The organism is Rhodococcus sp. 27YEA6, from assembly GCF_044908235.1.
Lineage (GTDB): Bacteria > Actinomycetota > Actinomycetes > Mycobacteriales > Mycobacteriaceae > Rhodococcus_F > Rhodococcus_F qingshengii.
Window position 1 is genome coordinate 162022 of record NZ_JBIYCY010000009.1, and the last position, 26478, is coordinate 188499.

Annotated in this window: 29 protein-coding genes; 17 read left to right on the forward strand and 12 right to left on the reverse strand. The window is 61.2% G+C overall.

Going from position 1 to position 26478, the window contains the following annotated elements:
• Positions 1–39: 39 nt before the first annotated feature.
• The 6 genes from catA (at position 40) to ABH939_RS22495 (ending at position 5280) form a co-directional block, all read left to right on the forward strand.
• Positions 40–879 carry a catechol 1,2-dioxygenase gene (gene catA / locus ABH939_RS22470; RefSeq protein ID WP_003940427.1) on the forward strand — a complete coding sequence of 280 codons (840 nt, stop codon included), beginning with the start codon at positions 40–42 and terminating at the stop codon, positions 877–879.
• A 29-nt stretch (positions 880–908) separates the two neighbouring features.
• Complete coding sequence (locus tag ABH939_RS22475) at positions 909–2030, forward strand: muconate/chloromuconate family cycloisomerase (protein ID WP_404650163.1); 1122 nt, start codon at positions 909–911, stop codon at positions 2028–2030.
• A 13-nt stretch (positions 2031–2043) separates the two neighbouring features.
• Positions 2044–2325 (forward strand): muconolactone Delta-isomerase, encoded by a 282-nt coding sequence (gene catC / locus ABH939_RS22480; RefSeq protein WP_042925169.1) that lies wholly within the window; start codon positions 2044–2046, stop codon positions 2323–2325.
• Positions 2326–2331: 6 nt separating this feature from the next.
• Entirely contained in the window at positions 2332–3279 is a 948-nt protein-coding gene (locus ABH939_RS22485; RefSeq protein WP_404650164.1) for a helix-turn-helix domain-containing protein, read from the forward strand.
• 154 nt (positions 3280–3433) lie between these two features.
• Positions 3434–4897, forward strand: coding sequence for a benzaldehyde dehydrogenase (locus tag ABH939_RS22490; RefSeq protein ID WP_404650165.1), 1464 nt, complete (start codon positions 3434–3436; stop codon positions 4895–4897).
• 17 nt (positions 4898–4914) lie between these two features.
• Positions 4915–5280, forward strand: coding sequence for a hypothetical protein (locus ABH939_RS22495; protein ID WP_404650166.1), 366 nt, complete (start codon positions 4915–4917; stop codon positions 5278–5280).
• A gap of 21 nt (positions 5281–5301) precedes the next feature.
• Here ABH939_RS22495 and ABH939_RS22500 read toward each other — a convergent pair whose 3' ends face one another.
• A complete protein-coding gene (locus ABH939_RS22500) occupies positions 5302–5931 on the reverse strand; it encodes a response regulator (RefSeq protein WP_404650167.1) in 630 nt (209 codons plus the stop codon).
• On the reverse strand, positions 5928–7097 hold the full coding sequence (locus ABH939_RS22505; protein ID WP_404650176.1) for a sensor histidine kinase: 1170 nt from the start codon (positions 7095–7097) through the stop codon (positions 5928–5930). Before ABH939_RS22505 ends, ABH939_RS22500 begins: the two co-directional genes overlap by 4 nt.
• Positions 7098–7281: 184 nt before the next feature.
• Between ABH939_RS22505 and ABH939_RS22510 the strand changes: the two genes are divergently transcribed.
• Positions 7282–7872, forward strand: a complete 591-nt coding sequence (locus ABH939_RS22510; RefSeq protein ID WP_003940245.1) for a heme-binding protein — start codon at positions 7282–7284, stop codon at positions 7870–7872.
• Positions 7873–8118: 246 nt separating this feature from the next.
• Entirely contained in the window at positions 8119–9069 is a 951-nt protein-coding gene (locus ABH939_RS22515) for an alpha/beta hydrolase family protein (RefSeq protein ID WP_003940156.1), read from the forward strand.
• Between the two features lie 58 nt (positions 9070–9127).
• Here the strand turns inward: ABH939_RS22515 and ABH939_RS22520 are convergent, their stop codons facing one another.
• The 3 genes from ABH939_RS22520 to ABH939_RS22530 all read right to left on the reverse strand — a co-directional run bounded on the left by ABH939_RS22520 (position 9128) and on the right by ABH939_RS22530 (position 13537).
• Positions 9128–10243: an NDMA-dependent alcohol dehydrogenase gene (locus tag ABH939_RS22520; protein ID WP_042447159.1), complete on the reverse strand. Its 1116-nt coding sequence runs from the start codon at positions 10241–10243 to the stop codon at positions 9128–9130.
• Positions 10244–10322: 79 nt separating this feature from the next.
• Complete coding sequence (locus tag ABH939_RS22525) at positions 10323–11963, reverse strand: CdaR family transcriptional regulator (RefSeq protein WP_075834571.1); 1641 nt, start codon at positions 11961–11963, stop codon at positions 10323–10325.
• 164 nt (positions 11964–12127) lie between these two features.
• Entirely contained in the window at positions 12128–13537 is a 1410-nt protein-coding gene (locus tag ABH939_RS22530) for an AarF/ABC1/UbiB kinase family protein (protein ID WP_007729754.1), read from the reverse strand.
• A 132-nt stretch (positions 13538–13669) separates the two neighbouring features.
• Here ABH939_RS22530 and ABH939_RS22535 point away from each other — a divergent pair, with 132 nt between their 5' ends.
• Genes ABH939_RS22535 through ABH939_RS22555 form a run of 5 tightly spaced genes read left to right on the forward strand, consistent with a single transcriptional unit; the run spans position 13670 to position 17552 of the window.
• Positions 13670–14089 (forward strand): MerR family transcriptional regulator, encoded by a 420-nt coding sequence (locus ABH939_RS22535; protein ID WP_007729752.1) that lies wholly within the window; start codon positions 13670–13672, stop codon positions 14087–14089.
• Between the two features lie 46 nt (positions 14090–14135).
• Complete coding sequence (locus ABH939_RS22540; protein ID WP_404650168.1) at positions 14136–15512, forward strand: MFS transporter; 1377 nt, start codon at positions 14136–14138, stop codon at positions 15510–15512.
• A complete protein-coding gene (locus ABH939_RS22545; protein WP_042925153.1) occupies positions 15509–16528 on the forward strand; it encodes an ABC transporter substrate-binding protein in 1020 nt (339 codons plus the stop codon). Before ABH939_RS22540 ends, ABH939_RS22545 begins: the two co-directional genes overlap by 4 nt.
• A gap of 21 nt (positions 16529–16549) precedes the next feature.
• On the forward strand, positions 16550–17269 hold the full coding sequence (locus ABH939_RS22550) for a 2OG-Fe(II) oxygenase (RefSeq protein WP_042925149.1): 720 nt from the start codon (positions 16550–16552) through the stop codon (positions 17267–17269).
• Positions 17259–17552: an Ada metal-binding domain-containing protein gene (locus tag ABH939_RS22555; RefSeq protein WP_007729748.1), complete on the forward strand. Its 294-nt coding sequence runs from the start codon at positions 17259–17261 to the stop codon at positions 17550–17552. Before ABH939_RS22550 ends, ABH939_RS22555 begins: the two co-directional genes overlap by 11 nt.
• On the opposite strand, the gene ABH939_RS22560 is transcribed toward ABH939_RS22555, so the two are convergent.
• Genes ABH939_RS22560 through ABH939_RS22570 form a run of 3 tightly spaced genes read right to left on the reverse strand, consistent with a single transcriptional unit; the run spans position 17515 to position 18813 of the window.
• Entirely contained in the window at positions 17515–17943 is a 429-nt protein-coding gene (locus ABH939_RS22560) for a VOC family protein (protein WP_007729747.1), read from the reverse strand. The two genes, ABH939_RS22555 and ABH939_RS22560, sit on opposite strands and share 38 nt — an antisense overlap.
• Before the next feature lie 40 nt (positions 17944–17983).
• Positions 17984–18466, reverse strand: coding sequence for an SRPBCC family protein (locus ABH939_RS22565; protein ID WP_003940319.1), 483 nt, complete (start codon positions 18464–18466; stop codon positions 17984–17986).
• Positions 18467–18468: 2 nt separating this feature from the next.
• Positions 18469–18813: a helix-turn-helix transcriptional regulator gene (locus ABH939_RS22570; RefSeq protein ID WP_003939956.1), complete on the reverse strand. Its 345-nt coding sequence runs from the start codon at positions 18811–18813 to the stop codon at positions 18469–18471.
• A gap of 94 nt (positions 18814–18907) precedes the next feature.
• On the opposite strand from ABH939_RS22570, the gene ABH939_RS22575 reads away from it, so the two are divergent.
• Together ABH939_RS22575 and ABH939_RS22580 are read left to right on the forward strand one after the other, a co-directional pair.
• Complete coding sequence (locus ABH939_RS22575; RefSeq protein WP_037128920.1) at positions 18908–19564, forward strand: alpha-ketoglutarate-dependent dioxygenase AlkB; 657 nt, start codon at positions 18908–18910, stop codon at positions 19562–19564.
• 217 nt (positions 19565–19781) lie between these two features.
• A complete protein-coding gene (locus ABH939_RS22580; protein WP_404650170.1) occupies positions 19782–20288 on the forward strand; it encodes a hypothetical protein in 507 nt (168 codons plus the stop codon).
• 218 nt (positions 20289–20506) lie between these two features.
• Here ABH939_RS22580 and ABH939_RS22585 read toward each other — a convergent pair whose 3' ends face one another.
• The gene (locus tag ABH939_RS22585; RefSeq protein WP_404650171.1) at positions 20507–21349 is read right to left on the reverse strand and encodes an NAD-dependent epimerase/dehydratase family protein; all 843 of its coding nucleotides are present in this window, start codon (positions 21347–21349) and stop codon (positions 20507–20509) included.
• 86 nt (positions 21350–21435) lie between these two features.
• Between ABH939_RS22585 and ABH939_RS22590 the strand changes: the two genes are divergently transcribed.
• Positions 21436–22080, forward strand: a complete 645-nt coding sequence (locus tag ABH939_RS22590) for a ScbR family autoregulator-binding transcription factor (protein WP_007729741.1) — start codon at positions 21436–21438, stop codon at positions 22078–22080.
• Positions 22081–22118: 38 nt separating this feature from the next.
• Here ABH939_RS22590 and ABH939_RS22595 read toward each other — a convergent pair whose 3' ends face one another.
• Together ABH939_RS22595 and ABH939_RS22600 are read right to left on the reverse strand one after the other, a co-directional pair.
• A complete protein-coding gene (locus ABH939_RS22595) occupies positions 22119–23006 on the reverse strand; it encodes a ScbA/BarX family gamma-butyrolactone biosynthesis protein (protein ID WP_285183597.1) in 888 nt (295 codons plus the stop codon).
• A gap of 168 nt (positions 23007–23174) precedes the next feature.
• Complete coding sequence (locus ABH939_RS22600) at positions 23175–23834, reverse strand: LuxR C-terminal-related transcriptional regulator (RefSeq protein ID WP_007729739.1); 660 nt, start codon at positions 23832–23834, stop codon at positions 23175–23177.
• Positions 23835–24350: 516 nt separating this feature from the next.
• Here ABH939_RS22600 and ABH939_RS22605 point away from each other — a divergent pair.
• Positions 24351–25850: an NAD(P)/FAD-dependent oxidoreductase gene (locus ABH939_RS22605; protein ID WP_003940522.1), complete on the forward strand. Its 1500-nt coding sequence runs from the start codon at positions 24351–24353 to the stop codon at positions 25848–25850.
• Between the two features lie 82 nt (positions 25851–25932).
• Here ABH939_RS22605 and ABH939_RS22610 read toward each other — a convergent pair whose 3' ends face one another.
• Positions 25933–26403, reverse strand: a complete 471-nt coding sequence (locus tag ABH939_RS22610) for a hypothetical protein (protein ID WP_054781331.1) — start codon at positions 26401–26403, stop codon at positions 25933–25935.
• Between the last annotated feature and the right edge of the window lie 75 nt (positions 26404–26478).

Consider the following 26478-nt stretch of genomic DNA (forward strand, 5'->3'; position numbering starts at 1 on the left):
CACCCGGTAACAGCCACATACGGCCCCGAGGAGGACCACATGACCACTTCCGAGAGCCCCACCGCAGTAGGTTCGGGTACTGCCGCCACCGACAAGTTCCTCCAGGAACGAGTCAGCGCGGACACCCCGCCCGAACGCGTCTCGGCCATCGCCAAGGACGTGCTCGAGGCACTCGCAGGCGTCATCGACAAGCACGGCATCACCTACCCCGAGTACCGCGTCCTCAAGCAGTGGCTCATCGACATCGGCCAGTTCGGCGAGTGGCCCCTGTGGCTGGACGTCTTCCTCGAGCACAACGTCGAGGAGGTCGCGTACCGCGGTCAGCACGGCACCAAGGGAAGCATCGAGGGCCCGTACTACGTTGCCGATGCCAAGACGTTGCCTGCCAAGTGTGAACTTCCGATGCGTGACAACGAGGTTGGATCGAAGCTGGTCTTCGAGGGCCAGGTTCGCGATCTCGACGGCAAGGGGTTGGGCGGTGCAACCGTCGAACTCTGGCACGCGGACGACGAAGGCTACTACTCCCATTTCGCGCCGCACATCCCCGACGGCAACCTCCGCGGAACGATCGTCGCCGACGACGAGGGACGCTTCGAGATCACCACGATTCAGCCTGCGCCGTACCAGATCCCGACCGACGGCCCCACCGGCTGGTTCATCGAGAAGGCCGGCTGGCACCCGTGGCGTCCGGCTCACCTGCACCTCATGGTGAAGGCTCCCGGTAAGCGCACCATCACCACCCAGCTCTATTTCAAGGATGGAGAGTGGATCGAGAACGACGTGGCAACGGCGACGAAGCCCGAACTGATTCTCGATCCGAAGCCAGGTGCCGACGGAACCAACCGGGTCACATACGACTTCGTGCTCGATCCGGCCTGATCCACAACTGCTCTGAAGAAAGTGATTTGATGACAGACCTGTCGATCGTCTCCATCGAGACGACCATCCTCGACGTTCCGCTGGTTCGCCCCCACAAGTTCGCCACCACGTCGATGACGGCGCAGCCGTTGTTGCTGGTCGCGATTCGCACCTCCGACGGGGTGATCGGATACGGCGAAGGAGTCGTTCCGGGCGGGCCGTGGTGGGGTGGCGAATCGGTGGAGACGATGCAGGTCATCATCGAGAAGTACATCGCTCCCGTGGTGGTCGGCAGGCGCGTGGATCACATCACCGCGATCATGGCCGACATCGAAAAAGTTGTTGCCAATGCACGATTCGCGAAGGCCGCCGTCGACGTGGCGTTGCACGACGCCTGGGCGCGTAGCCTGGGAGTCCCCGTGTACACGCTCCTCGGCGGGGCTTTCCGCGAGAGTGTCGACGTCACGTGGGCACTGGGTGCTGCGCCGGCGGACGAGATCATCGAAGAAGCTCACGAAAAGCTCGAATCCCGGCTCAATTTCAGCTTCAAACTGAAAATGGGAGCACTCGATCCGGTGGTCGACGTCGCGCGCATCGTCAGCATCGCGCAGGCGCTGGACGGCCACGCCGGAGTCCGTGTCGACGTCAACGCACGGTGGGATCGCTTCACTGCCCTGCGGTACTTGCCGCAACTCGCCGAGGGTGGAGTCGAACTGATCGAGCAACCCACTCCGGCAGACCAAATCGAGGTCCTCGCCGAACTCAGTAGGCTTCTACCGATTCCGATCATGGCCGACGAGAGTGTGCAGACCCCACACGACGCTCTGGAAATCGCCCGCCGGAGCGCCGCCGATGTCATCGCCCTCAAGACCACCAAATGTGGTGGCCTCCAGCGCAGCCGCGACATCGTCGCGATTGCCAAGGCCGCAGGTATCGCGTGCCACGGTGCGACGTCCATCGAAGGCCCGATCGGCACCGCCGCTTCGTTGCACTTCGCGTGCGCCGAGCCCGGAATCAACTTCGGAACAGAGCTTTTCGGCCCACTGCTCTTCAGCGAAGAGTTGCTTCAGGAACCCCTGAAGTATTCCGAGGGTCAGTTGCACCTCCCCGCCGGACCTGGCCTGGGAGTCGAACTGAACATGGACGCCGTCAAGACCTGGACCAGGAACTAGAGGATAGAAGAACATGGCACTCTTTCACGTTCGGATGGACGTCGATATTCCGCGCGACCTGGATCCGGAAATACGCGCCGATACCGTCGCAACGGAGAAGGCGTACTCGCAAGACCTTCAGCGACAGGGAAAGTGGGTACATCTGTGGCGAATTGTGGGACAGTTCAGCAACATCAGCATCTTCGATGTCGAGTCGGCTGACGAACTCCATGAGATTCTCTGGAACCTGCCCCTGTTCCCGTACATGACCATCGAGGTCATGCCGTTGACGCAGCACGGATCTTCGATCAAGTAGCCCGCCATGTCTGCCGTGTCTGCCACGCCTCCGAGCCTGCCGGAATCTGTGCAGCAGTGGCACTGCGAGATGTCGGAGACCTTCGGTGGCCTGTGCCCCGAGAGTTCCGTCGATGCCGCGCCTGTCGGTACGGTCAGCGGCGTAAGTCTCGGGGACGTAGGCGCTTTCGACATCTCCGGTTCGCCGCAGATACTCCGGCGGAGCGCACGCGCAGCGAAGCGACACGGTAGTGATCTGCTCAAGATCTGCACGGTCCGAACCGGGAGCGCGATACTGCGCCAATCGGACCGCGAGTTGACGGCCCCGCCCGGCGCGATGATTCTCTACGACGTCGAGCATTCGTACGCGCTGCGTTTCGACGGTCACTGGTCGTGCACCGTCATGACCCTACCGTGCAGTGCGGTGAGTCTGACCGAGCGAGAACTGAATTGCGCGCTCGAGCGCACCCACGACGGTCGGCGTGGGTCCGGTGCATTGCTGGAAAATTTCATCTCGGGCGCTGTTGCATCCCAGGTCGACGGCAGCGCAGCCGGGCTTCTCGGAGATGCTGGAGTCAATCTCGCTTCGGCAGTTCTGATGCAAGGATCTGCGCCCGCGACACCCGGACGTTCGACGCGAGAGGAGATCTTGCGATATGCGCTTCGGAATCTCGACTCACCAGACCTCTCGGTCGCGTCGATCGCCGGTGCGTTGCACCTGTCGCCGCGAACCGTTCAGCGTCACTTCGGTGACGGGGATCTGACCCTCAGTGCGCTGATTCGCCGCGAACGGTTGATCCGCGTACGCCGCGATCTCACCGACGTCTCACTGCGGGGTCATTCGATCTCCATCCTGGCCGCACGATGGTGTTTCCATGACGCACCAGCGTTTTCGCGTGCGTTCAAAGCGGAATTCGGTGCGGCGCCGTCGGAAGTACGTAACTCGCCTGATCCGAACGCCCGCGAACGTCACTGATCTGTCGCATCCGAACAACAAACGTGTCCGATCACGACAACTGGGAGCCCGAATACCGGGGCAGAGTGTGTTTCAGATCGCTTTTTCAGGCTCACGAAGAGCTCAGGTCCACGAACAGCGAGGACCGCAGCGAAAGCTACGAATCGAGGAACGCATGACGAATCTGCTCGCTCATCAGCAATGGCACGGAAAGATTTTCGACGGCCAATGGATCGACGGAGGCGGTGACACCGTCGAGTCGCTCGAACCGGCTACCGGCGAGGTGCTCGGTGTGATCGGCACGGCGACTGCTGCGGATATCGATCGAGCGGCACACATCGCGTCGGCCGCGCAGCCGGCGTGGGCGGCGACGATCGGGCAGGCTCGCGCTTCGGTGATCCGTAAGGCAGCGCAGATTTTGGAAGCCGAGCGAGCCGAGGTGGAGCGCTGGCTGATCCGTGAAGGTGGTTCCGTACCAGGGAAAGCCGCATTCGAAGTTGATCTTGTCATCTCCGAACTGTGGGAAGCCTCGGCACTGCCGACACAGCCGTTCGGGCACCTCCTGCCCGCCAGCCAGGAGGGGCGCACGAGCATCGGTCGCCGGGTGCCCCTGGGTGTGGTCGGCGTGATCAGCCCGTGGAATTTCCCGCTTCTCCTCGCCATGCGCGCTGTCGCCCCCGCCTTGGCACTCGGAAATGGCGTCGTTCTCAAGCCGGATGTTCAAACCGCGATCAGCGGGGGTGCGGTCATCGCGGAATTGTTCACGTCCGCAGGTCTTCCCGAAGGCCTCCTGCATGTGCTCGCCGGTGACGCGGCACCTGGTCAGGCATTGTGCGAGAGCCCGAGCATCGCGATGGTGTCCTTCACGGGTTCGACCGCCGTCGGCCGTCAGGTCGGGGCAACTGCCGGTCGCACGCTCAAGCGTGTCTCGCTGGAACTGGGTGGGAACAATGCGCTGATCGTCCTCGACGACGCAGACCTGGATGCCGCGAGCTCGGCGGGCGCGTGGGGTTCGTTCCTGCATCAGGGGCAGGTCTGCATGACCGCAGGCCGCCACATCGTGTTGGAATCGATCGCCGATCAGTACCTGGATCTGCTGGCCAAGCGCGCAGCGGTCCTGCCGGTCGGGGATCCCAATACAGGCGACGTCGCTCTCGGACCGCTCATCAACGCGCGGCAGATTGCGAACGTCGATCGAATCGTCCAGGGCACCAAGGCGGCCGGCGCCGAAATCCGCGCCGGTGGAACATACGAAGGGCTCTTCTATCAGCCGACCGTCCTGGCCGGAGTCACCTCGGACATGCCCGCGTTCCGTGAAGAAATCTTCGGGCCCGTGGCGCCCGTCGTGATCGTCAAGGACGAAGACGAGGCAGTCAGGTCGGCCAATGACAGCGAATACGGTCTGGTTGCCGCCATTCAAACAGGATCGGTTGAACGCGGCGAGCGGATCGCGGACCGACTGCGTACCGGCATCGTGCACATCAACGATCAGACTTTGAACAACGATGCCTATGCACCATTCGGTGGCACGGGTGCCTCCGGAAACGGCGCGAGATTCGGAACTCAAAGCAGTTGGGACGAATTCACCACCTGGAAGTGGCGAACCAGCCGGCCAGCAGCGCAGACCTTCCCCTTCTGAAGCCGAAAGGTACTCCTATGCACACCATCTCGGCTCACGAACTTCCCATCGTGTTGCAGGACGGCGAATTCGAATTGCGGATGCGAGAAGAAGGCGACATGATCGTCAACTTCGTCAAAATTCCTGCTGGTGCAGACTTCGCCGAACCGTTCGCACAATTGGAAGGCGGGCGCTGTCAATGTCCGCACTACGGATACGTCTTGAAAGGAAGGATCTACACAGATTCCGAAGCAGGTCGGCAAACCTACGATGCCGGCGACGTGTTCTACTGGGCACCCGGTCACGTTCCCGGAGCGATCGACGACTCGGAGTATGTCGACTTTGCTCCCAAGGCTGAATTCCTCGAACTGATCGACGGAGTGCGTAAGGCGATGGGCGGCTGAGCTGTTCGGCCGCCACCGAGGTCAGCGTATTCCGTCGCGACGTAGCGCGACGGACACTGCGGCAGAGCGGTTATCGACACCGAGTTTGGCGTAGATGTGCCCGAGGTGTGTTTTCACCGTCGCTTCGCTGATGAAGAGTGCTTTACCCAGCTCGCGGTTGGTCATCCCCTCGGCGAGCAGGCTGAGCAGTTCGGACTCACGGGCGGTGAGCGCTTCCTGCGGGCGCTGCATCTGCTGGACAAGACGAGAGGCCACGGCGGGGGAGAGGACGCTGCGCCCGGCGAGCGCGCCGCGCACCGCGCCGAAGATCTCGTCAGGAGTCGAGTCCTTGAGTAGGTAACCGATGGCACCGGCGTCCACGGCCCGCACGACGTCGGCGTCGGTGTCATACGTCGTGAAAACCAGTACGGGAACATCGACACCGTCGCTTCGCAGGCGTTTGATCGCTTCTGCACCGTGCATGCCGGTGCCCATGTCCAGATCCATCATCACCAGATCCGGTGAGGCCGGCGGTATCGCCGTGGCCGCCTCCTCGCCGGACGATGCTTCGCCTACTACTTCGACGTCCGGCTGAGTGTTCAGCAGCGCTCTCAGCCCGGCTCGCACGACCAGATGATCGTCGACGAGGAACACGCGAATGGTGGTGGTCACCGGATCCTCCGTTCGAGAGGGAACTGGGCCGCGACGACGGTGCCGTCTCCCGGTGCACTTTCCACGGTGAACGATCCGCCGAGCTGTGCGACGCGGCTTCGCATCGCACGCAGGCCGTATCCACCGTACCGAGAATGGTCGGCGAGCTTTCCCGGATCGAAGCCGACGCCGTCGTCGAAGATGTCTACGGAGACGGAGTGGTCGAGATACGTGATCGTCACGCCCGCCGTTTTGGCGCGAGCGTGGCGGGCGATGTTGGAGGACGCGCTTGAGACCACTCGCACGACGGCATGAGCTACGTCCGAGGGCAAGATGACGGCTTCACCGACGGTGCGGATCCGAACGGCCGGGACGAACTGGCGGGCGGCGGCCACGACCAAGGCGTCGAAGTCGCCCGTACCGCCCTTGGTCGGCGCCAGATCGTGGACGAGGTCGCGACTCTGCATCAAGCTCGTTCGGATGTTCTCTGCTGCGGCATCGACATCGGCTCGAGACGGCGAACCCGTTGTATTCCACGTTTGTTCGGCTGCCTCGAGCCGTAGAAGGGCGCTCGCCAGTCCCTGGGTAACGGTGTCGTGGATTTCGCGCGCGAGGCGCTCTCGCTCAGCGGCAACGCCGGCAGCGCGTTCGGTATCTGCCAATGCAGATTGCGCTTCTGCTACCTGACGCAGAAGCCGAAGGCGTTCTCGGGCATCTCGTTCCATCTGCCCGTACGCGGCCGCGACCAGTGCCGCGGTGCACAGCGGCCCGAGAAGTGTCACCAATTCGGCACGACCGGTGACCCGGTAGAACGCGATACCGGCGAGGACGCCCAGGATCCCGACGAGGGGGTAGGCGATCTTGCTCGGATACAGACGAATGCAGAGGAAGAGAACGGGAAACGCACACCACGCGAAACTCGGGGCAAGCCAGACCAGCGCTGCCCATGCGCTCAGTACCGGCCACATCCACAGCCGTTGGCGAACGACATCTCGCGAGGACACCGTGGCCATGACGGCGTAGAGCAGGGCGAGGACCACGGCCAGGACGAGTACAACCCCGAACCGACCGCTGGTCCCGTGGACTGTGACGTACCGAACTCCCGATGTAGACAGCAGTACGAAGAACGACGCGTGGATCGCATACGCCAACGGGCCGCGTAGGCCGCGTTCGGCGTCGGCGTTCATGGCTCCGTTACTCATCCCTCGAATGTTACGGAGGGCACCAGGCCGTCGTATCAACCATTCGGATGATATCCGGGTAGCCGTAGGGGGCACGGTTCGTCACCCGAGCGCCCGATGTGCGCACCCGCCCCCGGACGCGACGCTGTAGTGGACGGTTTCGAACCATTCGATTGAAAGTGTGCCCGACATGAACCACCGCATTTACACACGACTTCCCCGTACGCTCGCTGTCGCCGTTCCGGTTGTCGCAATCCTTGCCAGCGCCGCATGCTCGACCACCGACACACCGGTGGCGAACGCATCGAGCACGACGTCGATTACTGCCACGCAGCAGCCTGCCGCGACCGGTGATTCGGCGATTGTCACTCAGAATCGACTCAGTGCCGACGCAGCAGTGAAGGCTGCTGGTGCGGCCCTGGCGAAATGCCGCGCCGACGGTCTCGGCTTCGTCACCGTCTCCGTCGTAGACCGCGCGGGAAATGTCATCGCCATGGTGCGCGGCGACAACGCAGCCCAGCACACGGTGGAAGCCTCACGCGAGAAGGCATACACCTCTGCAGCTTTCGGAGCCGACACCAGTGACCTCTCGCAGCGTACCAAAGGCGAAGGATCAACCATCGCCGACCTTCCCGGCACTCTCTTCCTTGCAGGTGGAGTCACATTGAAGGCTGGAGCCGGGTCGATCGCCGGTATCGGTGTCGGTGGCGCTCCAGACGGAATGCAGGACCAAGCGTGTGCTGCCGCAGGTCGTGATGCGATCGCTTCGTCACTCGGCTGAGTGAGCGCATTCAGCGTGCTTCGTGAATTGTGCTTTTCGCCACCTGGATTCGCTCGGCACGACAGATGTCCGATTGTTGCGATGACCTCGACTTTGTAACACCGGAGCCCCCGGAAAGGGACAAACACGTCGACAGTGGAACCGACGATGCACTTACCGAAGCGAGTTTCTTGATGCGCAGTTTCGGGGAAAGACACAACCTTGCAGAGAATCAGATTCACGTTGCCCGAACGCAATACACGGCGGGTGCGGGTGCTCGTAGCGGCGTTGTTGTCGATTTTCCTGCTCGGCGGTATGTTCGGTCCGACCGCCGCGAGTGCTACTCCGGCGCGCTCGGCGCCATGGGGTGGGTACGACGAGTTGTGGGTCCCGTCTTCGATGGGAAACATCAAGGTTCAGGTGCAGTGGGCCGCGCGCGGTGGCAACGCCGCGTTGTACCTGCTCGACGGTCTTCGCGCGCAAAACGACAGAAATGCTTGGAGTTTCGAAACGAACGCACTCGATCAGTACCGCAATGACAACATCACGTTGGTGATGCCGGTCGGCGGTGAGTCGAGTTTCTACACGGATTGGTACGCGCCGTCCAATTTCAACGCTCAGCCGATAACGTACAGGTGGGAAACGTTCCTCACCCGCGAGCTTCCGGACTTCCTTGCAGGGTATGGCGTTTCACCAACCAACAATGCGATCATCGGGTTGTCGATGGGCGGCAGTGCCGCGTTGAACCTGGCGGGGCATCATCGGGATCAGTTCAAGTTCGCCGGCTCGCTGTCCGGCTACATCAATATCTCGGGTCCGGGTATGCGTGAAGCGATCCGCGTAGCCATGTTCGACGCCGGCCGGTACAACGTCGATTCGATGTGGGGCCCGCCGTGGTCATCCGGATGGCTTCGCAACGACCCGTTCGTCAACGCGGAATCGCTTCGCGGACTGTCGATGTACATTTCGTCGTCCAACGGCATCCCGGGACCGTACGATCATCCCTCTGCGCCGATCGATTACTTCCACACAGCGACGGGTATGGGGCTCGAGGCGCTCTCGTGGGTGCACGCGCGTGCATTCGAAATTCGCCTGAAATCCTTGGGAATCCCAGCGACGTACAGCTTTCCGCCCGCCGGAATTCACTCGTGGCCGTATTGGTCTGCTGAATTGTGGATGGCCAGAGGACAAATCCTCGACACCATGAACGCCTGGTGAAGCTGTAGTGAGGATCTCTCCGGACTTGCTCTCGATCGAAAGTCCGGAGAGAACTCGCTCAGAAGGCGATGATTCCACGGAGGTTGCGACCGGCATGCATGTCGGCGAAACCGTCGTTGATCTGGTCGAGGGTGTATCGGTTGGTGATCAGTCCGTCGAGTTCGAGCTTGCCGCTGGTGTAGAGATCGATCATCCAGGGAATGTCGGCGGTGGGATTGGATGCACCGAACAGGGATCCCTGAATTCTCTTCTGGTACAGCGTGAGTTCCATCAGGCTCACGGGAATTCCGACGTCCGTCATCTTCCCGAGGCCGGTGACGACGCAGGTTCCTGCCTTGCGGATCGACGAGAATGCCTGCGCGACATGTTCTCCGGTGGTGACACCGACGGTGACGATGGCCGAATCCGCGCCCTGGCCGTTGGTGAACGAGCGCGCTATGTCGGTGGCTTCCTCCATGGTGGCCACGGCATGGGTGGCGCCCAACTTCAATGCACTGTCGCGCTTGAACGCAACCGGGTCCACCGCGATCACGTGGGCGGCGCCGGCATGCGAGGCGCCCTGCACCGCGTTGATTCCGATTCCGCCGACGCCCATGACGATGACCGTCTGCCCGGGATACACCTGAGCGGAGTTGACCGCGGCGCCCCAACCGGTTCCGACGCCGCAGCCGAGCAGACACAAAGCGTCGAGTGGCAGGTGCTTGTCGACTTTCACAGCCGAGAGAGTGCTGACCGTGGTGTATTCACTGAAGGTGGACAGGCCGCAGGTTTGTGCGACGGGCTGACCGTCGAGAGACATTCTGTAACTCGAGGTTTCGCCGGGTCTGCTGCCAGTCATGATGGCGGCGCCGTTGTCGCAGAGGTTCTGGATTCCGCTTGCACACCAACGGCAACGGCCGCAGGCGGCGAGGAACGAGAACACGACATGATCGCCCTCGGACCATCCTTCCGTGTTCGGCCCGACCTCGACGACGATTCCGGCGCCTTCGTGTCCGCCGCAGATGGGGTAGCGGCCGACTCCGTGGTCGCCGCTGGCGATGTGATCGTCCGAGTGGCACAGGCCTGAGGCGACCATTTTGACAGTGAGTTCGCCGCTGCGGGGTGAATCGAGTTCGAGATCGACCACCTCGTATGTGCCTGGTGCTTGGCGAATGACGGCTCCACGAGTGCGCAAGGTATCTCCTGAGGTAAGAGTTGTTCTTCGGCTTCCTCAGTTGTCTACTCGAGAGTTCAGGACGGGCTCGAGGCCTATCTCACTGATCGGACGTTTCGTATCTTTCAGACTCGTCCGGGGTGCGTCCCAAGATGGCGAGTTGCAGTTCGGTGAGCAGTCGCGTATCCGGCTCGTCCAACGAAATGCCCATGATCTGTTCAGCGCGCCGAATGCGGTAGCGCAGGGTGTTCGGATGTACTTTCAGAGACGAGGCGGCCTTCTTCACATCCCCGAAAGCTGTCAGGTAGGCCGTGAGCGTGAACTGCATGTCAGAGGTGTTCTTGTCGTCGTAGGAGACGAGTCTGTCGATACGAGGGTCTCGCAATCGCTCGTGATCAGCAACGAGGTCGAGTATCTCGCCCAGCAACACCGCGGTGCGTGACGCCGCGAGTGTGGTGACCTTCGAGGTTTCGTGATCATCAGTGGTATCGAGCACGCGGTCCACTTCTCGACGCGCCTCGGGTACGCCGTGCAATCGCGCGATCGGGACCGCGACGGCGGCGCGCACGCTGATGCCCGCACGGGCCTCGACTACTCGCACGGTGTCGTAAGCCCAGTCGCTGATCGCGACCTCGTGTTCGGCCTGAGGAAACAGCACGTAGATCCGGTTGTCGATGATCGTTGTGACCGCGTCGCTGCGGAATGCGCTGGCGCGCAGGCGCAATGCGTTGGTGATTCGATCGAGATTCGATCCGGGCGCGAGTGATGTCGCAAATCCGATGACCGCAGACGGTCCGTCGGTGTTGATGCCGAAGGAGCCGGCCAGCGAGTGCATGTCGACTCCGCCGGAGCGAACGCCGAACAGCCTTTGCAATTGGGCATTCTCGCGGCTGGAGGCGTCCAAGGTCCGCATGAGAATGCGTGCGGCGACTGCCGCTGCACCCCGCAATACCGCTTGGGCGTCGTCGGAAAGAGGTTCAGAGGCGCGCTGCACCCAGATGCTGCCGAGATTGTGTTGGTGTGCAACAGAACCCGTCGGCGCTGACAGGTCCGGGCGGGTGATGCTCACAGCCAACCTGTGCGCGGCTCCGATGCTCGGCTCGGAGGGCAGACTGATGACCTCGTCCGATCGCCTGAGATGCTCGAACACGCCTCTGCGCTCTATCCATTCGGTGTATTCGATCGGCCACTCCCGGCCCAGTATGGAGAGCTGACGGAGTTCGTCTTCACCTTCGTGAGCAGCTGAATATGCGATGACATGGAGTGCCGTGTCGTCGATCGTCACGAGTCCGCCGGTCAATTCGGCGATCGTCTCCGAGAGCGCGAACAGATCCGAATCGCCACCGGCCACAGCTCCTGAGACGGCCCGCGAACGGTACATGCTCTGTGTCAGAAGTCGTTGTACGAGTGAATAGACGTGTCCGGAACTAGCCTGCGGATGTACCGCGGCCACTGCGATTCCGATGTTGCGTGCGGCGGTGAGAAGCGTCGTCGCCTCGCGCGCATTCTTGACGAGCAAGAGCTTCGGACGACGCCTCGCCGGCCTGCCTTCGAACTTTCGCAACCACTGCGTCAACGTCGATTCGGGAACCCCCACGGGGAGGTAGATGTCGGAGATCGCACCACGGCTGTCGGTGCCGTCGATATCGGAGGACTCGACGAGGGCGATCGAACGGATTTCGACATCGAGTCCGTCCGGGCTTTCCAGAAGCTCGATCACGGACTTGTCCGTGGAATGCATGAGGGCGCCGAGGGTGGTGCCGACACTCGGCCCGTTATTCCTCGGACCTGTCGACGCTTGCGGGAGGGCTACAGAAAGTGGCTGCACATTTGCTCCTCGGCCAGTGGGTCACTACAGGCTAACCCCGACAGACGAAATGCAGAATAAGGAAATAGGGGACAAATTTATTCGTCGGGCATGGTGATGCCGAGTTCCTGCACCTTTTCGGCGACTGCCTCTGGAAAAACGTTCTTGAACAGATAAAGGTCTTGTCCGATCACCCAACCAGGTGCCAAAGCCGTCGCATATCGTTCGAAGTATCCGAGTTGTTTACCGAAAAGAACCAATTCCTCGGGACTCGCAACGCCCCACTGCTTGCCCAACTGAATCAGTGCCATGATCAATTCACTGAGCTTGAGTTCACCCAGGTCACGGCCGAGAATCGGGGCCAGGGCCGTTGCGACCTGCATACCGAGCTGATCGTCGTCGACCTCGTAGTCGGTTGCATATCCCAAGGATCGAATTCCGCGGGCGACACGGGCGAAATCACCGTCGATGAGGGTGGCTCGGAACATGTCGGAAAGGATGGATCTCCAGGTCTCGGGAAGGACGCCGACGATGCCGAAGTCGAGCATCGCTATCCGGCCGTCGTCGAGGACCCACAAATTTCCCGCGTGGACATCTCCGTGGAACGGACCGTGAACGATGACTGATTCGAGCCAGACCTTCACTCCGCGCCGGATCAGCATGCGGGCTTCGTCGATGCCGTCCGGACCGGCGACGAACCGATCCAGTGGAACGCCGCGCATGCGTTCCATACAGATGACGCGGGGACCACAGTAGTCCCAGTACACCTCTGGTGTCGTGACTCCTTTGTTGTCGCCGAACGCACTGATGTTGTTCCGGAAAGTGGTTTGCCGGTCGGCCTCGACCGCGCTGTTCAATTCCGTCATCGTGGCGTTGTGCAGATCGCGAATGATGGCGGTGGCATTGGCAATTCGAAGGAACTCGACAAATTTCTCGAGGATGTTCGCGCCCCAGTACGCCGCCCGCAGGTCGATCAGCATCCGCGCATAGATGTCCGGACGCTGGATCTTGATGACCGCCTCTCGGCCGTCGTGCAGAACGCACGCGTGTACCTGCGCTACCGATGCGGCCGCGAGAGGTACGTCGTCGAATTTCGCGAACAGGTCGTCCACGGAGTAACCGAGGTCCTTCTGCACGACGCTTCTGGCCTGCTCGGCAGGAAATGACGGAACATCGTCGAGGCAGCGTAGGCATGCATTGGCGACGGGGGCCGGGAACAGGCCGGACGACGACGCGACCAGTTGCCCGAGCTTGACGAAGGTGGGCCCCAGCGCGATGAAGCCGTCGACCATCCCGTCGGAAGCAGCGTCCGCCCAGGTGCGGCCACGCTTGCGGAAAGGCCACACGATCAGTGCCAGCATGATCGACGTGGACAACACGACGGCGATGATCGCGGAACGCCACAACTGGGCGAGGCCGAAGCGTTCGAGGTCCGGCATGTGGACTTCGAGGGCAGTGGCGGGCACTCCTGACGAGTACGGCCCGACAGGTCGCGTTGGATCCAGCACAGCTCTCCCTCGTTCAACGAGCGCATCCAGCATTTTGCCGTGAGATCACTTACGCGACCCCTTCCGTTAGTCAGTATGCCAAGTCACACATAACTGCCGGAACCGCCTACGCGTTCAGCCTACGATCGGTGAATGCGTGAGCACTTGATCCCGATCGGCGAGGTTGCAAAATCGTTCGGAATTGCGGCGTCGACCTTGCGTTATTACGAGGACGAAGGACTGCTGTCCGCGCGGTCGCGAACTGGCGGCAAACGCTGGTACGGGCAGCGTGAGCTGCGCCGGCTGGCATTGATCCGGATGTACACCGAGACGGGAATGTCCTTGGAACAGGTGCGGTCCTTCATCGAAACCGACACCACGTCCGACCAGTTCTCGACGGTTCTCGCAGATCAAGTGTCGACACTCGAGGCACAGATCGCCGCTGCTACGCGAGCGAAGCTGATCCTCGAGCATCACCTGACGTGTCGGCAAGAGCGTCCGATGCAGTGCCCGTGGTTGCTCGAGCAGCTCGACATTCGTGTCGAAGCGGCGCTTGACTTCAAGTTGACTTGAACCTTCATAGTTAGGGCGCACTTACCGCCCTATCTGGAGGTTGACCATGTCGGCACGACGATGGCTGCCGCTCATCGCCGCATGCATCGGAACTTTCCTGTTACTGACGTACGCCACGATCACAACGATCGCGGTGCCGGCCATCGCAGTCGGTTTGGACGGCAGTACGGGCGCGATGTCATGGGTCGTCGACGCCTACACGCTGGCTCTTGCCGCGCTTCTGGTGGGCATGGGCGCACTCGGCGATGCGTGGGGACGCAAACGCCTCTACATCTGTGGACTGGTCGTGTTCCTGGTTGCAACGGCCGTGTGCGCGATTGCTCCGGACATCACGGTTCTGGTCGTTGCTCGCGGCGCGCAAGGAATTGCCGGTGCGGCGATGTTCGCGACACTCCTGCCTCTGCTTGGCGACGCTTATTCGGGCCGCGATCGGCACGTGGCTTTTGCCGCGTGGGGTGCCGTCGCTGGATTGGCGGCGGGAATCGGCAACGTTGCAGGAGGGCTGCTGACGCAGTTCTTCGACTGGCGTGCGGTCTTCTATTTCGGAATCCCCGTGACCGCAGTGGCGCTCGCAATGGCTGTGTTCTGTTTCGCCGACAGTGAGCGCGGCGACGACAACATCGACTGGGCCGGAATCGTTTTGTTCACCCTCGCTGCCGTTGCCGCGGTTCTCGGCGTGACGTGGGGCGGCGACATCGGGTGGGCTTCGTCGTCGACAGCTCTTGCCTTCCTGATCGCAATCGGTGCGCTGACGGCGTTTGTGTGCTGGCAGCGTCGAGGCAGCAGTCCGATGCTCGATCCGGCATTGTTCCGATCCCTGAAATTCGACGGCGTCCTCGTCGCTGCTTTCGGGTACTACCTCGCGGCCTACGGCCCGCTCGTAGTCCTTTCACTGTGGCTGCAGAACGGGCTGGAACTGTCGGCATCGGCGGCCGCACTCGTGCTCTCGATTCAACCGCTCGCTTTTGTCTTCGTATCGGCCTTGTGTGGATCACGGCTTCAGCGCGTCGACCTTCGACTGTCGCTCGGATTCGGGACGATCCTTTGCGGAATCGGTTGCGTGGCCATGCTGTACGTTCTCGCCGAGCCGGTCTGGCCCGCACTGATCGCCGGGCTGATTCTGACCGGTGTCGGTTCGGCGATGGTGTCGCCGGTGCTGCCGGGTGCCGCGATGTCGGACGCCCCGGCAGAGCGCGCCGGGACGGCTTCGGCAACAGCCAACTCGTCGCGTCAATTCGGGCTTGCCGTCGGAATTGCGTTGTGCGGCTCGCTCTTCGTCGGTCCGGACGAGTTCGCCTTGCTGTGGCCGTTGGTCTTCTGTGCCGGCGTCGGAATGCTCACGGGTTTGGTGTCGATCCTTCTCTTTTCTCGTTCGTCAACTCCTGAAACAGTTCAACCAATCGCCGAAAGGGCACACACATGACCACGCTGTTCACTCCACGACCGCACCGGCGTATCGAGATGGACTGGAATCGCCGCAGGTTCCTCGGCGCTGCAGCAGGATTGGCTGCTGCGCTGGCAGCGGCCGGTTGCTCGCGTTCGGACGCAGACGCCGGGGGCGAAGGCGACGCAGGCTGGTCCTTCACCGATGATCGCGACAATCTGATCGAATTGGATTCACCACCAAGGACATTTGTCACCTACACCGGTATCGCGGGTGCTCTGTGGGATTACGGACTGGTGCCTGTCGGAGTTTTCGGGGCACTGACACGATCGCCGGGATCAACGGACACCAGCATCTCCGGCAATTTGGATTTCGCGAAGACCGACATGGTCGGGCAGCTCTGGGGACAAGTGGAACTCGAGAAGATCGCTTCGCTGGAGCCGGACGTCGTCATAGTCCCTCAGCTGCGTGGTTCGGCACTACTCGACGAGGCGAACTTGGATGCGGTGAAAGGCTTGTCGACAGTACTGTTCGTGGAAACGGCAGCAGGAACCATCGACCGAACCGTGCAAGAGATCGTGGAACTCGCCGTGGAACTCGGGGCGGACCAGGATATGGAGGCTCAGCGAAAAGAATACGACGCTGCGCGTGCACGGATCTCCGAAGTTGCTTCTTCGCTGAATAATTCACAGGTTTTGTTCGCGTCCGCAGATCCGGACACGATTCGTGTCAGTCGTTCGGGATTCCCGATCCTTGCAGATCTGGCGGGATTGGGCCTTGCCGTCGTCGATCCGGCCGCGGGATCGTCGGTCTACGTCGAGAAACTGGCTTGGGAGATGGCGGACCACTATCCGGCCGACATGATCTTCCTCGACGATCGCCCGTCCAGTTTGCAACTGGATACGCTCGGAACCAATCCTGCGTGGTCCAACTTGCCCGCGGTGAAGGCGGGGAAGATCGGGACCTGGAATCCGGAACCCGTGCTCAGTTATGCCGGGATCGCCCGTACGTACAACGATCTGGCTGACCAGCTGCTGGCATTCTCACATTCCTGACCGCCGCGTCGTCTACGACGTATGGACCTCTTCACCGCTCTGTCTGCTCGTGTTGAATCCCTCGATTGGCCTGCGCTGATCGAGGGAATCGACTCCAGTGGGTGTGCCCAGACGACGCCGATACTCGACGAGTCGGAATGTCGCGAAATTGCTTCCTGGTACTCGGAGGTCGACCGGTTCCGGAGCACCGTCGACATGGCTCGATACCGTTTCGGCCAAGGGGAGTACCGGTACTTCGGTGATCCCGTACCGGAGCCGATCACGGCTATGCGATCCGCCTTCTACCGACACCTCCTGCCCGTGGCGCGGGAGTGGGCGTTCAAGCTGGGCGAGGGTGCACCGTGGCCGGATTCTTTCGAAGAATGGATCGATCAGTGTCACGACGCCGGTCAGAATCGCCCTACCCCGATCCTTCTGTCCTACGGACCTGGTGACTGGAATGCATTGCATCGGGACTTGTACGGAGAGTTGCTGTTTCCCTTGCAAGTCGTGATCGGGCTCGACAGACCTCGCATCGACCACGTCGGCGGCGAGTTCTTGCTCGTGGAACAGCGGCCGCGCGCCCAGTCGAAAGGGACGGTGACAGTTCTCGGGCAAGGTCACGCTTTGATCTTCACCACGCGGGATCGACCGGTGCAGAGTTCTCGTGGGTGGTCGAGAGCCCCTGTGCGACATGGTGTCAGCGTGGTGCACTCGGGTACGCGTCGAACATTGGGATTGGTGCTTCACGATGCCGAGTAAGACGTACATTCTCCGCGACGCTCGCAACAAACCCTACGAGAGTTCGACGCCCGGTGTGCTTGGCGGGCACCGGAAAACGAAGATCTACGGGCGACTCGACTGTCGAGGGGCCGCGCAGGCAATCGCGCGTGGCGGGTATGTCGCCAGTCGGGTGTTCTTCGCGGACGAGCCGACCGCGATTGCGGCCGGCTATCGCCCCTGTGCCGTCTGCATGCCCGAAGGTTACGCAGCCTGGAAGGCAGTTGCTACGCGCCGAAGCGGTCGCGGTACTCCTTCGGAATGAGCGGCTTGTCGCCGCGGACCTTCAGCTGCTGGACAGCCCAGGTATTGCCGTCCGGGTCGGCGAATCCGAAGAAGGTGCCCCCGTCACGCTCGTCGAAGACGGTGACCTCACTGGCATCGACGCCGCGGCCGATGAGCTCTTGGCGAGCCGCTGCAGCGTCGGCCACGACCAACTGCAATCCCTTCAACGAACCAGGGGTCATCTCGGTCTGCGACGGCAGGTTCCCGATGACGATCGAGCAGCCCGAACCACGCGGAGTGAGCTGGGCGACCGTCATGTGTTCGTTGACGGTGTGGTGGTCGAGATCGAAACCGACCTTGTCACGGTAGAACTCGATGGAGCGGTCGAGGTCACTGACGGGAACGATGACTACTTCGAGGGTCCAGTCCATGAAACTGCCTTTCGCTGAGGAGGTTCGGGCAAACAGGTGGTCAGAGTTGCGCGACGATCTTGTCCAGGCGTTCGTAACCTTCGGTGACGCCGAGCTCCATATTGCTCTCGATCATTCCGTCTCGCGCTTCGAGGCTCGGATATACGGAATGGCCGGAGAGGCGGGTGCGTCCGTTGCCCAGATCCTCGAACGTGATCGATTCGATGCTGACGACGTCGGGAAATCCCTCGTATTCGAAGGTCTGGATGGCAAAGTCGTTCTCGCGAACGACGTGAAATACACCGTTGAACCGGAACTCTTCGCCCTCGGGGTTGCGATGGACGTACTTGTATCGACCGCCGCTCACGAACTCGTATTCGTCGATCTCCATCTCGTATCCGTTGGGGCCGAGCCACTGCTTGACCAGATCGGGATTCGAATGAGCTGCGAAGACGGCACTGACGGGTGCGTCGAATTCGCGGGTGATGTCGATGTACGGCACGCCCTCAGGAGCCGTGATGGTGACGGGATTGGTGGTAGCCATGGCTAAGTCTCCTTCTGTGTGGTGCTGAGTAGGTGATCGAGCTTGCGGAACTGTTGTTCGTGGATCAGTCGATAGCGGTCGATCCAGGCGGTCAAAGCCTCGAGAGTTGCGGCGTTGAGATGTACCGGCCGCCTCTGGGCTTCGCGGCTGCGAGTGACCAAACCCGCGGCTTCGAGTACCTGAATATGTTTGGAGATGGCCTGTTTCGTGATCTCGAACGGCTCGGCCAACTCGTTGACCGTTTGGGGGCCGGTGCTCAGGCGGGCGATGATCCGCCGTCGTACCGGGTCGGCAAGCGCCATGAACGCTTTGTCGAGACGCTCGTCCGCCCCTGGATCCACGATCACTTGTCAACCATCTCCTTTATCAACCAATCTGTTGATTACGATACGAGCCCATGCCGAGGGTGTCAATGCTTCGAAACCGATTAGCGTGGAAACCATGAACGCTCTGATTCCTCGGCCACGATTGGAAGTGGCGCCGGGGGCGATCCTCGTTCCGGATTGGCTCAGCGTCGAACAGCAACGCTTCTTGGTGGCCGAGTGCCGACGGTGGGCGACCGCACCCGTACCGATGCGCTCCGCTGTTGTCCCTGGTGGGCACAAGATGTCGGTGCAAACAGTCTGTCTCGGTTGGCATTGGCAGCCGTACAAGTACACGCGCACCGCCGACGACGTGAACGGTGCGCCTGTCGCAGCGGTGCCTGACTGGCTCGTCGACCTCGGCCGGGCCGCAGTTGCCGCTGCCTATGATGATCCGACTGCGGGGGAGCGGTACACGCCGGACACTGCGCTGATCAATTTCTACGACGAGGGCGCTCGGATGGGCATGCACCAGGACAAGGACGAGCGCTGCGACGCTCCCGTCGTCTCACTGAGCGTCGGGCAGAGTTGTGTCTTTCGATTCGGGAATTCCGAGAACCGGAACAAGCCGTACACCGATGTCGAACTCCATTCGGGTGATCTCTTCGTCTTCGGTGGAGAGTCTCGGTTCGCATATCACGGAGTGCCGAAAGTTATTGCGGGAAGTGCAAGTCCCGACATAGGTCTGCCATCCGGGCGGCTGAACATCACGCTGCGCGATACCGGGATGTCCTGAGTTTCAGGTTGATTTCGGCCTCGCGAATGGGAGGATCGGTGGGCAGCGCTCGGAGAAGAAACGGGCATTCAATTTATCGACATCCCAGGTCATTCTGAAATAGTCACCAACTGTGGTCATTGGTTAAGGCATCAACCTTCGTTGAATCCGTCCAATTGGTCTCGTTTCATGTCAAGATCAACCGACGACGTTTCAGGCTGAACGAGATGGAGATTCGATGCATTCGATCACACGAGCGGCCCTTATCGGTGCTGCAGCTCTTCCGTTGGCAATGGCTGCTCCCTCGCTGGCCTCAGCTTCCACAGCTGCCGACGTCACCTTCGCTTACAGTGCTTCCGGCTCGACCGTGAGCAACACCATCACAAACAATTCGGGTGGAACTCTGCAATGCAGCACCTCGCTCGCGAACGCGCCCGGCGGAGTGCTGCCACCGATCGAAGTGACGATCGGTCCGGGACAGACGATCTACGAGAGCGGCGTGATCCCCACCGGCACAACAGTTCAGACGATAAACGATATCCCGGACGGCTCCTACGTCGTCCTGGCATCCTGCGGCAGCGTCGATGAACCGACGAGTATGTGGGTATCGGACTATCCAGGACTCGAGCCCTACCTGGCGATGTTCCCGTACACCACATACGCGGTGCAACAGGCATCCTGGGTGGTCTCACTGCCCAGCGCTGGTGCGCCCACATCAACCCCTGGCATGAACTTCGGGAGCTGACACCGGTAGTGGAACTGTGGATCGCCATCTGCCCGAGAGAATCGGTGTCGGGCGCGATCACCGCCGTCTTTGTACAGCCGTGGTTTTCGTCGATCAGAGCTCTCTCTGTTCGCCTGTAGTGACTGCGAAATAGGTCCTATTGATTGCTGAGGCTGAACAATAGAGAGGGCTGAAAAGGTTGGGAGACAGGTATTTTGGCGAGAGTGATCCGTGTGCCATCAGTACAGTCTCGACCGGAACCAGTGATCGAGGCTGATCATGTCGATCTGGTGCATGTCGAGACTCAGCTGGGCAGCAGCTTTCACCGCGTCGGCGCGGGGGATGGAGTTCTGGGGCAGAGTCCAGTTGGTCTCTCGTGCATGTTGCTCGAGAAGGTCGATGACTGTCCGCGGGACAGGCTCGTTGACGTGAAGTGTTGAGCCGTAGCGAAATTGCTGTTCTATCGACAACTCGTAGATGGATCGGGCGAGTAGGTCTACGTCGACTACCGACAGGACAGCGCTACCGCCGTCGATGATCGAGTCGAGGCGAGAGACAATTCGCGTCAGTGTCGGAAGAAACCATCTGTCGCCGGGTCCGTACACGAGATGCGGCCGGACGACCAGGCCTCCGGCGTCGCGCACGAACTTCTCGGCGAGAGCGCGCGTGCGACTGGCAGGTGAGAAGGGGCTGAGAGGTGCGCCGTTGACCGGCAAGTCTCGAAACGGTCCCGGCCCGTACACGGCCGCGGTACTGACGTAGAGCAAGCGTTCGACGCCGACGGCGGCGGCCATCGACGCAACGTTCTGTAGGCCGTGTTGGTTGACGTGAACGCACTGTTGTTCGTCGTCGCCCACGTACGACACGCAACAGATGACGGTCGACGCCTGACTCATTGCAACTCGTAGAGAAGCACTTTCGTTGATGTCGCCGATCACGGTGGCGATTCCTTCACGGCCGAACTGTTTGGCTGCGGTGGCCGTGCGAACGAAACCGATTGCAGCGTTTCCGTGGCGGGAAACCAGCTGTTTCATCACTGCCGAGCCGATGAAACCAGTGGCCCCGAGTACCAGAGTCGTCACGGTGTGTCCGTGTCGAGAGCGTTGCTGCGGGCTCTTTCGACGTATCGTTGAGATTCATTCCGTCGGCAACGAGAGCTGGGTAGATCATGCAGGAGCGTGCTGTCCTGACGCGCCAGGCCGTCATTTTGGGTGCTGCGAAGAGCTTCGAGAAGTTCGGGTACTCCGCCAGTTTGGGCACGATCTTGCAGCACGGGGGTGTGTCGAAGGGGGCGATGTATTTTCATTTCGCGTCCAAGGAGGAGCTTGCGCACGCGGTCATCGCAGCGCAGCACGGTATGGCGATGGAGGGTACCCGGCGGGTTGCTGCGCACTCCGACATCGCGGTCGAAACCCTGGTGCTCGTTTCGCAGGAGATGGCTCGGCAGCTTGTGACCGAGCCCATCGCGCGAGGTGGCATGCGGTTGACGATGGAGATCGGCAGTATTCAAGGCCCCATCGAACAGCCGTACCTCGATTGGATCGAGGCTATCAAGCAGGTGGCAACCCAAGCGGCCGAAGCCGGCGATATCGTCCCGGGCACCGATATCGACGCGTTGGCTCGATTTGTGGTGGGGTCGTTCACCGGAGTGCAGATTCTCTCGGAAATGCTGACGGGCAGAACCGATCTGTACGAGCGGTTGAGTCAGATGTGGAACCTGGTGCTGCCAACGATCGTCCGCGAGGACAAGTTGGCGCACGTCATGCAACTGGCGGCGCTTGCACCGAGAGAGTGGGAACCACCGAGCGCTTGACGTGGTAGACGCGACGAGAAGAACGTGTTCGTTCCCTCTCATGATTGGTCCGCAACTGTAATTTCGAGTTCCGCGGTGGTTTCCAGTTCTTGAGTGAACTGAACTCGGTGCACATGGCCCGACGCGTCAAGGGGGATCGTTGACACCTCGCACGGCGTTTCCCATTCAGTGAACCTCGGAAAGACCGCCGAGAGTGAGGCGATCTTTGTTGCTGGGTTGCCGATGTGAAATCGGAGCGCTTGTCGGGCGGCCTCGAAAAGTATCATTCCTGGGATGTGGTCGACGGGGTGGTCGAAAAGGGAGTGGTTGCGCGGATCGGGAGCGCAGAACATCGCGTGCCGAGCAGGATCAGTGCTGATGAGCACATCTCCATCGGTTAGGCGTCCGACTCGCTCCGATCCGACCACCGCGGCTCCGGAAGGAAGGATGCGTCGGCTCGGGCGGTGGTCTTCTCGTCCTTGCCGAATTCGACGGTATCCCTCGGGGCTGACTCCTCGCGCAACAGCGTTGCATCTGGCGACGTGCCGGTTGCCCTCGCTGAGGATCCCCGATACTTCGACCCCCGAAACCGCTCCGTCGCGATGAGTGAGGTTGTCCACTGTCATCGAGAAACTCAACGGCTCCGCGACTGATTGCACGTCGAGCGCGTCCAGCATCTCGAAGCTGAACGTTTCCATGAGGAACTTGTAGTGCAGTGGAATCTCGTATCGGGTGTGGCACAGAAGCACCACTGCCTGTCGAAATGCTTCTGCCACCCCGAGCGGATCGTGTTGCTCGCTCGATACGTCGAATATCCGGTGCGAGACCGGGAGTTGCACAGCAACCTGGTACGCCGAGTCCGATTCGATCCGGTAGTCCGTCAAGAAAACCTCGGCAACAGCATGTCTGTGGACGAGATGCCGCGGCACTGTGCGTGTGTATTCCATTGATTGAATGCACCTTTCGATGTTCACTCGTGTCTTCGGTGTCGTGTAGGACCTAATATTCGACGTCCGGGCGCGTCATCGAATCGTCAAAATTGACGATCTTTTCGAAGGTCGAGTTCGATCAGGGGCGGCACCCCATCTCGGCGAGTGTGTCTGGGGCACTTCCTGCTAGAAGCGTCCGATCCGAAGTTCCAGTGGGTGTCTGCGTGCGTCGTGACCAGAGCGGCGGAGCATCGCGCATGCCTCCAGCTGGGAATGCACCCCCAGTTTTTGCAGGATGCTTCGGATGTGGGCGCGAACCGTGGTCGGTGCGATGTGGGCGGTTCGAGCAATCGAGTCGACATTCGAGCCTCCGTAGAGAAGGCCCACGATCTCGAACTCGCGATCGGTGAGACTGCTGATTCGTGCGAATTCTTCGGTGCGCAACCGGATGCGTTGTACGAGCGAGGACTTGTCGTGTGCAGACCGAGCGGAGTTGGGGTTGATCGCGGCCTGCAGCTCATCGAGCAGGGATGTGAATGGCAGTTGAGAGTTGAGCACGGCGTGGGCGCCCGCTGCGAGCCCCCGAATCATGGAGTTGCCGCTACTGAGATCGCCGACCAGGACCGATCCCTCGAGCGCGGAGAGCTCCTTCACCTGCCAATCGACGCCCCCGAGTGGTAGGAGAACGAGCGCTCTACCGTGATCGCTGGTGTGATGCCTTAACAGGCTCATGTCTGCGGTTTGTGGCTCGGAATAAGCCCTGGCGCTGATTCCGGCAGCGATTGCATTGGCGAACTCTCGATCGCTATGAGTGGTGTACACGGTGACTGTGCTGGAGAGTGTCATAGCGACTACATCTCCGGTGGAGGTCCACTCCGCCCGCTCTCTTCGCTGCGGAACCAAAACCGTTGCTTTCAGCGTGGTTTCGTCAGCAGGTTAGCTATCGCAGTGACCTTTCCGCTGATGCGCACGAAGGTTACGGCGATATCGCAGTTGCCCGTCCTCCCATGGAAACTCGCGCGTTCGACACCTGATCGTGGACCTTCGAATTATGCTAGGGCGCTGAATATTTGGGCGATGAGTATCCCGCGTAGACGAGTCATTGGGCGTTCCGTCGACGACGTGAACGACTCTCCGGTGGCTCGAGGCATTCAGGCGTCTCGATCGAGTTCCGCGAGGCCGGTGCGTCGCGCCTCAATGTTCCGTGCGCGGCCGGGTCGAGATATTGACTGTTACCGTCAGTTGCACATACCCTGTTCATTGGCGCTGACCTTAGGGAACCCGGCCTGAACCGGCCGATCGTTCTCGGTCACTGCCGACGCCAGAAGTAGCTTCGCGACGACCGACGAAACGAGTTTCCTCATGACACAGCATGTCGACGTACTGATCATCGGCGCTGGCTTGTCCGGAATCGGCGCGGCTTGCCACCTCATTCGTGAGCAGACCGGAAGTACTTACGCGATCCTCGAACGCCGCGAGAACATCGGTGGCACCTGGGACCTGTTCAAGTATCCCGGCATCCGTTCGGATTCCGACATGCTCACCTTCGGATTCGGTTTCCGTCCGTGGATCGGAACCAAAGTGCTCGCAGACGGCGCCAGTATCCGTGACTACGTCGAGGAAACCGCCAAGGAATACGGCGTCACCGACCACATCAACTTCGGCCGCAAGGTCGTGGCAATGGACTTCGATCGCGCGACTGCTCAGTGGTCCGTGACCGTCCTGGTCGAGGCGACGGGGGAGACCGAGACGTGGACCGCGAACGTCCTCGTCGGCGCCTGTGGTTATTACAACTACGACAAGGGATACCGCCCCGCCTTCCCCGGTGAGGACGACTTCCGCGGTCAGATCGTGCACCCGCAGCACTGGCCGGAGGATCTCGATTACACCGGAAAGAAGGTAGTGGTCATCGGTTCCGGTGCCACCGCGATCACGCTGATCCCGTCGATGGCCCCCACTGCCGGTCACGTCACCATGCTGCAGCGCTCGCCCACGTGGATCCAGGCGCTACCGTCCGAGGACCCTGTGGCCAAGGGTCTCAAGCTTGCACGCGTTCCCGATCAGATCGCTTACAAGATCGGTCGAGCCCGCAATATCGCACTGCAACGCGCCAGCTTTCAGCTCTCACGCACCAATCCGAAGCTGGCGAAGAAGCTGTTCCTCACCCAGATCCGCTTGCAACTCGGCAAGAACGTGGACCTGCGTCACTTCACCCCCAACTACAACCCGTGGGATCAGCGCCTGTGCGTGGTTCCCAACGGGGACCTGTTCAAGGTGCTCAAGAGTGGCAAGGCCGACATCGTCACCGACCGTATCGCCACGTTCACCGAGAAGGGCATCGTGACCGAGTCGGGCCGCGAAATCGAGGCCGACGTCATCGTCACGGCGACCGGCTTGAACGTACAGATCCTGGGCGGGGCGACCATGAGCATCGACGGCGAGCCCGTCAAGCTCAACGAGACGGTCGCCTACAAGAGCGTGCTCTACTCCGACATCCCGAACTTCCTGATGATCCTCGGCTACACCAACGCATCCTGGACGCTCAAGGCCGACCTGGCCGCGTCCTATCTGTGTCGCGTACTCAAGATCATGCGTAAGCGCGACTACACGACTTTCGAGGTTCACGCCGAACCTGAGGACTTCGCCGAAGAATCTCTCATGGGCGGAGCCCTGACCTCGGGCTACATCCAGCGCGGCGACGGAGAGATGCCGCGTCAGGGTGCCCGCGGTGCGTGGAAAGTGGTCAACAATTACTACCGCGACCGCAAGCTGATGCACGACGCCGAGATCGAAGACGGTGTGCTGCAGTTCAGCAAGGTCGATATTGCTGTCGTGCCTGATAGCAAGGTCGCCAGCGCATAGTCGGCTCCACCGGGGGATGGACCGGTCGTACCAGTGGGGACGTCGGAGAATGTGCTGGAGATGTTGCGTCGACGTACCCGCGTCACGGGGTTTGCGATCGGTGAGTTCGCTTCCGTAATCGTCGGTTGTGCACCACCACGGGAAGAACATAGGTAGCGACCATGATCACGGCGAGCAGTCCGAGATAGAGATATGGCCAGGTCCATCCCGCTGCTCGTATGGCCAGCAACGATCCGCCCATGATCAAGGGCATCCCGGCCCCGGCGAGCAGGTCGACGTCACGGGGCGAGACGGGTGGGGTTCCGAGCAGAGGTACGCGGCTGCACGAGTTTTCTCTGATCGTGCGCATCACTGACATGCAGTAGAGGGCGGCGCCGGCGATCGCGATCGCCGCGCCAAGTGCAACTTCGACGACGCCGGTTCTCGCGGACATCAATGCGTAGGCAAACACACCCACCGTTCCCAAAGTGACCGGTGCCGACTTCCAGATCGGCGTCGACTTATGGGTGTCGGCGGGAACACTGACCGGGCGCATCGGTTCGAGAGGCTCCATCAGCTCAGCGTGCCATGCGCCGCTCGGGAAACAAACTGCCTGTGCCGTTTCTGGCAGACTCCGGCTGCCTGGCCT

Bases quoted from the DNA above. Each gene is read 5' to 3' on its own strand.
- catA (WP_003940427.1), top strand. From the start codon at position 40: ATGACCACTTCCGAGAGCCCCACCGCAGTAGGTTCGGGTACTGCCGCC.
- ABH939_RS22475 (WP_404650163.1), top strand. From the start codon at position 909: ATGACAGACCTGTCGATCGTCTCCATCGAGACGACCATCCTCGACGTT.
- catC (WP_042925169.1), top strand. From the start codon at position 2,044: ATGGCACTCTTTCACGTTCGGATGGACGTCGATATTCCGCGCGACCTG.
- ABH939_RS22485 (WP_404650164.1), top strand. From the start codon at position 2,332: ATGTCTGCCGTGTCTGCCACGCCTCCGAGCCTGCCGGAATCTGTGCAG.
- ABH939_RS22490 (WP_404650165.1), top strand. From the start codon at position 3,434: ATGACGAATCTGCTCGCTCATCAGCAATGGCACGGAAAGATTTTCGAC.
- ABH939_RS22495 (WP_404650166.1), top strand. From the start codon at position 4,915: ATGCACACCATCTCGGCTCACGAACTTCCCATCGTGTTGCAGGACGGC.
- ABH939_RS22505 (WP_404650176.1), bottom strand. From the start codon at position 7,097: ATGAACGCCGACGCCGAACGCGGCCTACGCGGCCCGTTGGCGTATGCG.
- ABH939_RS22510 (WP_003940245.1), top strand. From the start codon at position 7,282: ATGAACCACCGCATTTACACACGACTTCCCCGTACGCTCGCTGTCGCC.
- ABH939_RS22525 (WP_075834571.1), bottom strand. From the start codon at position 11,963: ATGCATTCCACGGACAAGTCCGTGATCGAGCTTCTGGAAAGCCCGGAC.
- ABH939_RS22535 (WP_007729752.1), top strand. From the start codon at position 13,670: ATGCGTGAGCACTTGATCCCGATCGGCGAGGTTGCAAAATCGTTCGGA.
- ABH939_RS22540 (WP_404650168.1), top strand. From the start codon at position 14,136: ATGTCGGCACGACGATGGCTGCCGCTCATCGCCGCATGCATCGGAACT.
- ABH939_RS22545 (WP_042925153.1), top strand. From the start codon at position 15,509: ATGACCACGCTGTTCACTCCACGACCGCACCGGCGTATCGAGATGGAC.
- ABH939_RS22550 (WP_042925149.1), top strand. From the start codon at position 16,550: ATGGACCTCTTCACCGCTCTGTCTGCTCGTGTTGAATCCCTCGATTGG.
- ABH939_RS22555 (WP_007729748.1), top strand. From the start codon at position 17,259: ATGCCGAGTAAGACGTACATTCTCCGCGACGCTCGCAACAAACCCTAC.
- ABH939_RS22560 (WP_007729747.1), bottom strand. From the start codon at position 17,943: ATGGACTGGACCCTCGAAGTAGTCATCGTTCCCGTCAGTGACCTCGAC.
- ABH939_RS22565 (WP_003940319.1), bottom strand. From the start codon at position 18,466: ATGGCTACCACCAATCCCGTCACCATCACGGCTCCTGAGGGCGTGCCG.
- ABH939_RS22575 (WP_037128920.1), top strand. From the start codon at position 18,908: ATGAACGCTCTGATTCCTCGGCCACGATTGGAAGTGGCGCCGGGGGCG.
- ABH939_RS22580 (WP_404650170.1), top strand. From the start codon at position 19,782: ATGCATTCGATCACACGAGCGGCCCTTATCGGTGCTGCAGCTCTTCCG.
- ABH939_RS22590 (WP_007729741.1), top strand. From the start codon at position 21,436: ATGCAGGAGCGTGCTGTCCTGACGCGCCAGGCCGTCATTTTGGGTGCT.
- ABH939_RS22595 (WP_285183597.1), bottom strand. From the start codon at position 23,006: ATGGAATACACACGCACAGTGCCGCGGCATCTCGTCCACAGACATGCT.
- ABH939_RS22600 (WP_007729739.1), bottom strand. From the start codon at position 23,834: ATGACACTCTCCAGCACAGTCACCGTGTACACCACTCATAGCGATCGA.
- ABH939_RS22605 (WP_003940522.1), top strand. From the start codon at position 24,351: ATGACACAGCATGTCGACGTACTGATCATCGGCGCTGGCTTGTCCGGA.
- ABH939_RS22610 (WP_054781331.1), bottom strand. From the start codon at position 26,403: ATGGAGCCTCTCGAACCGATGCGCCCGGTCAGTGTTCCCGCCGACACC.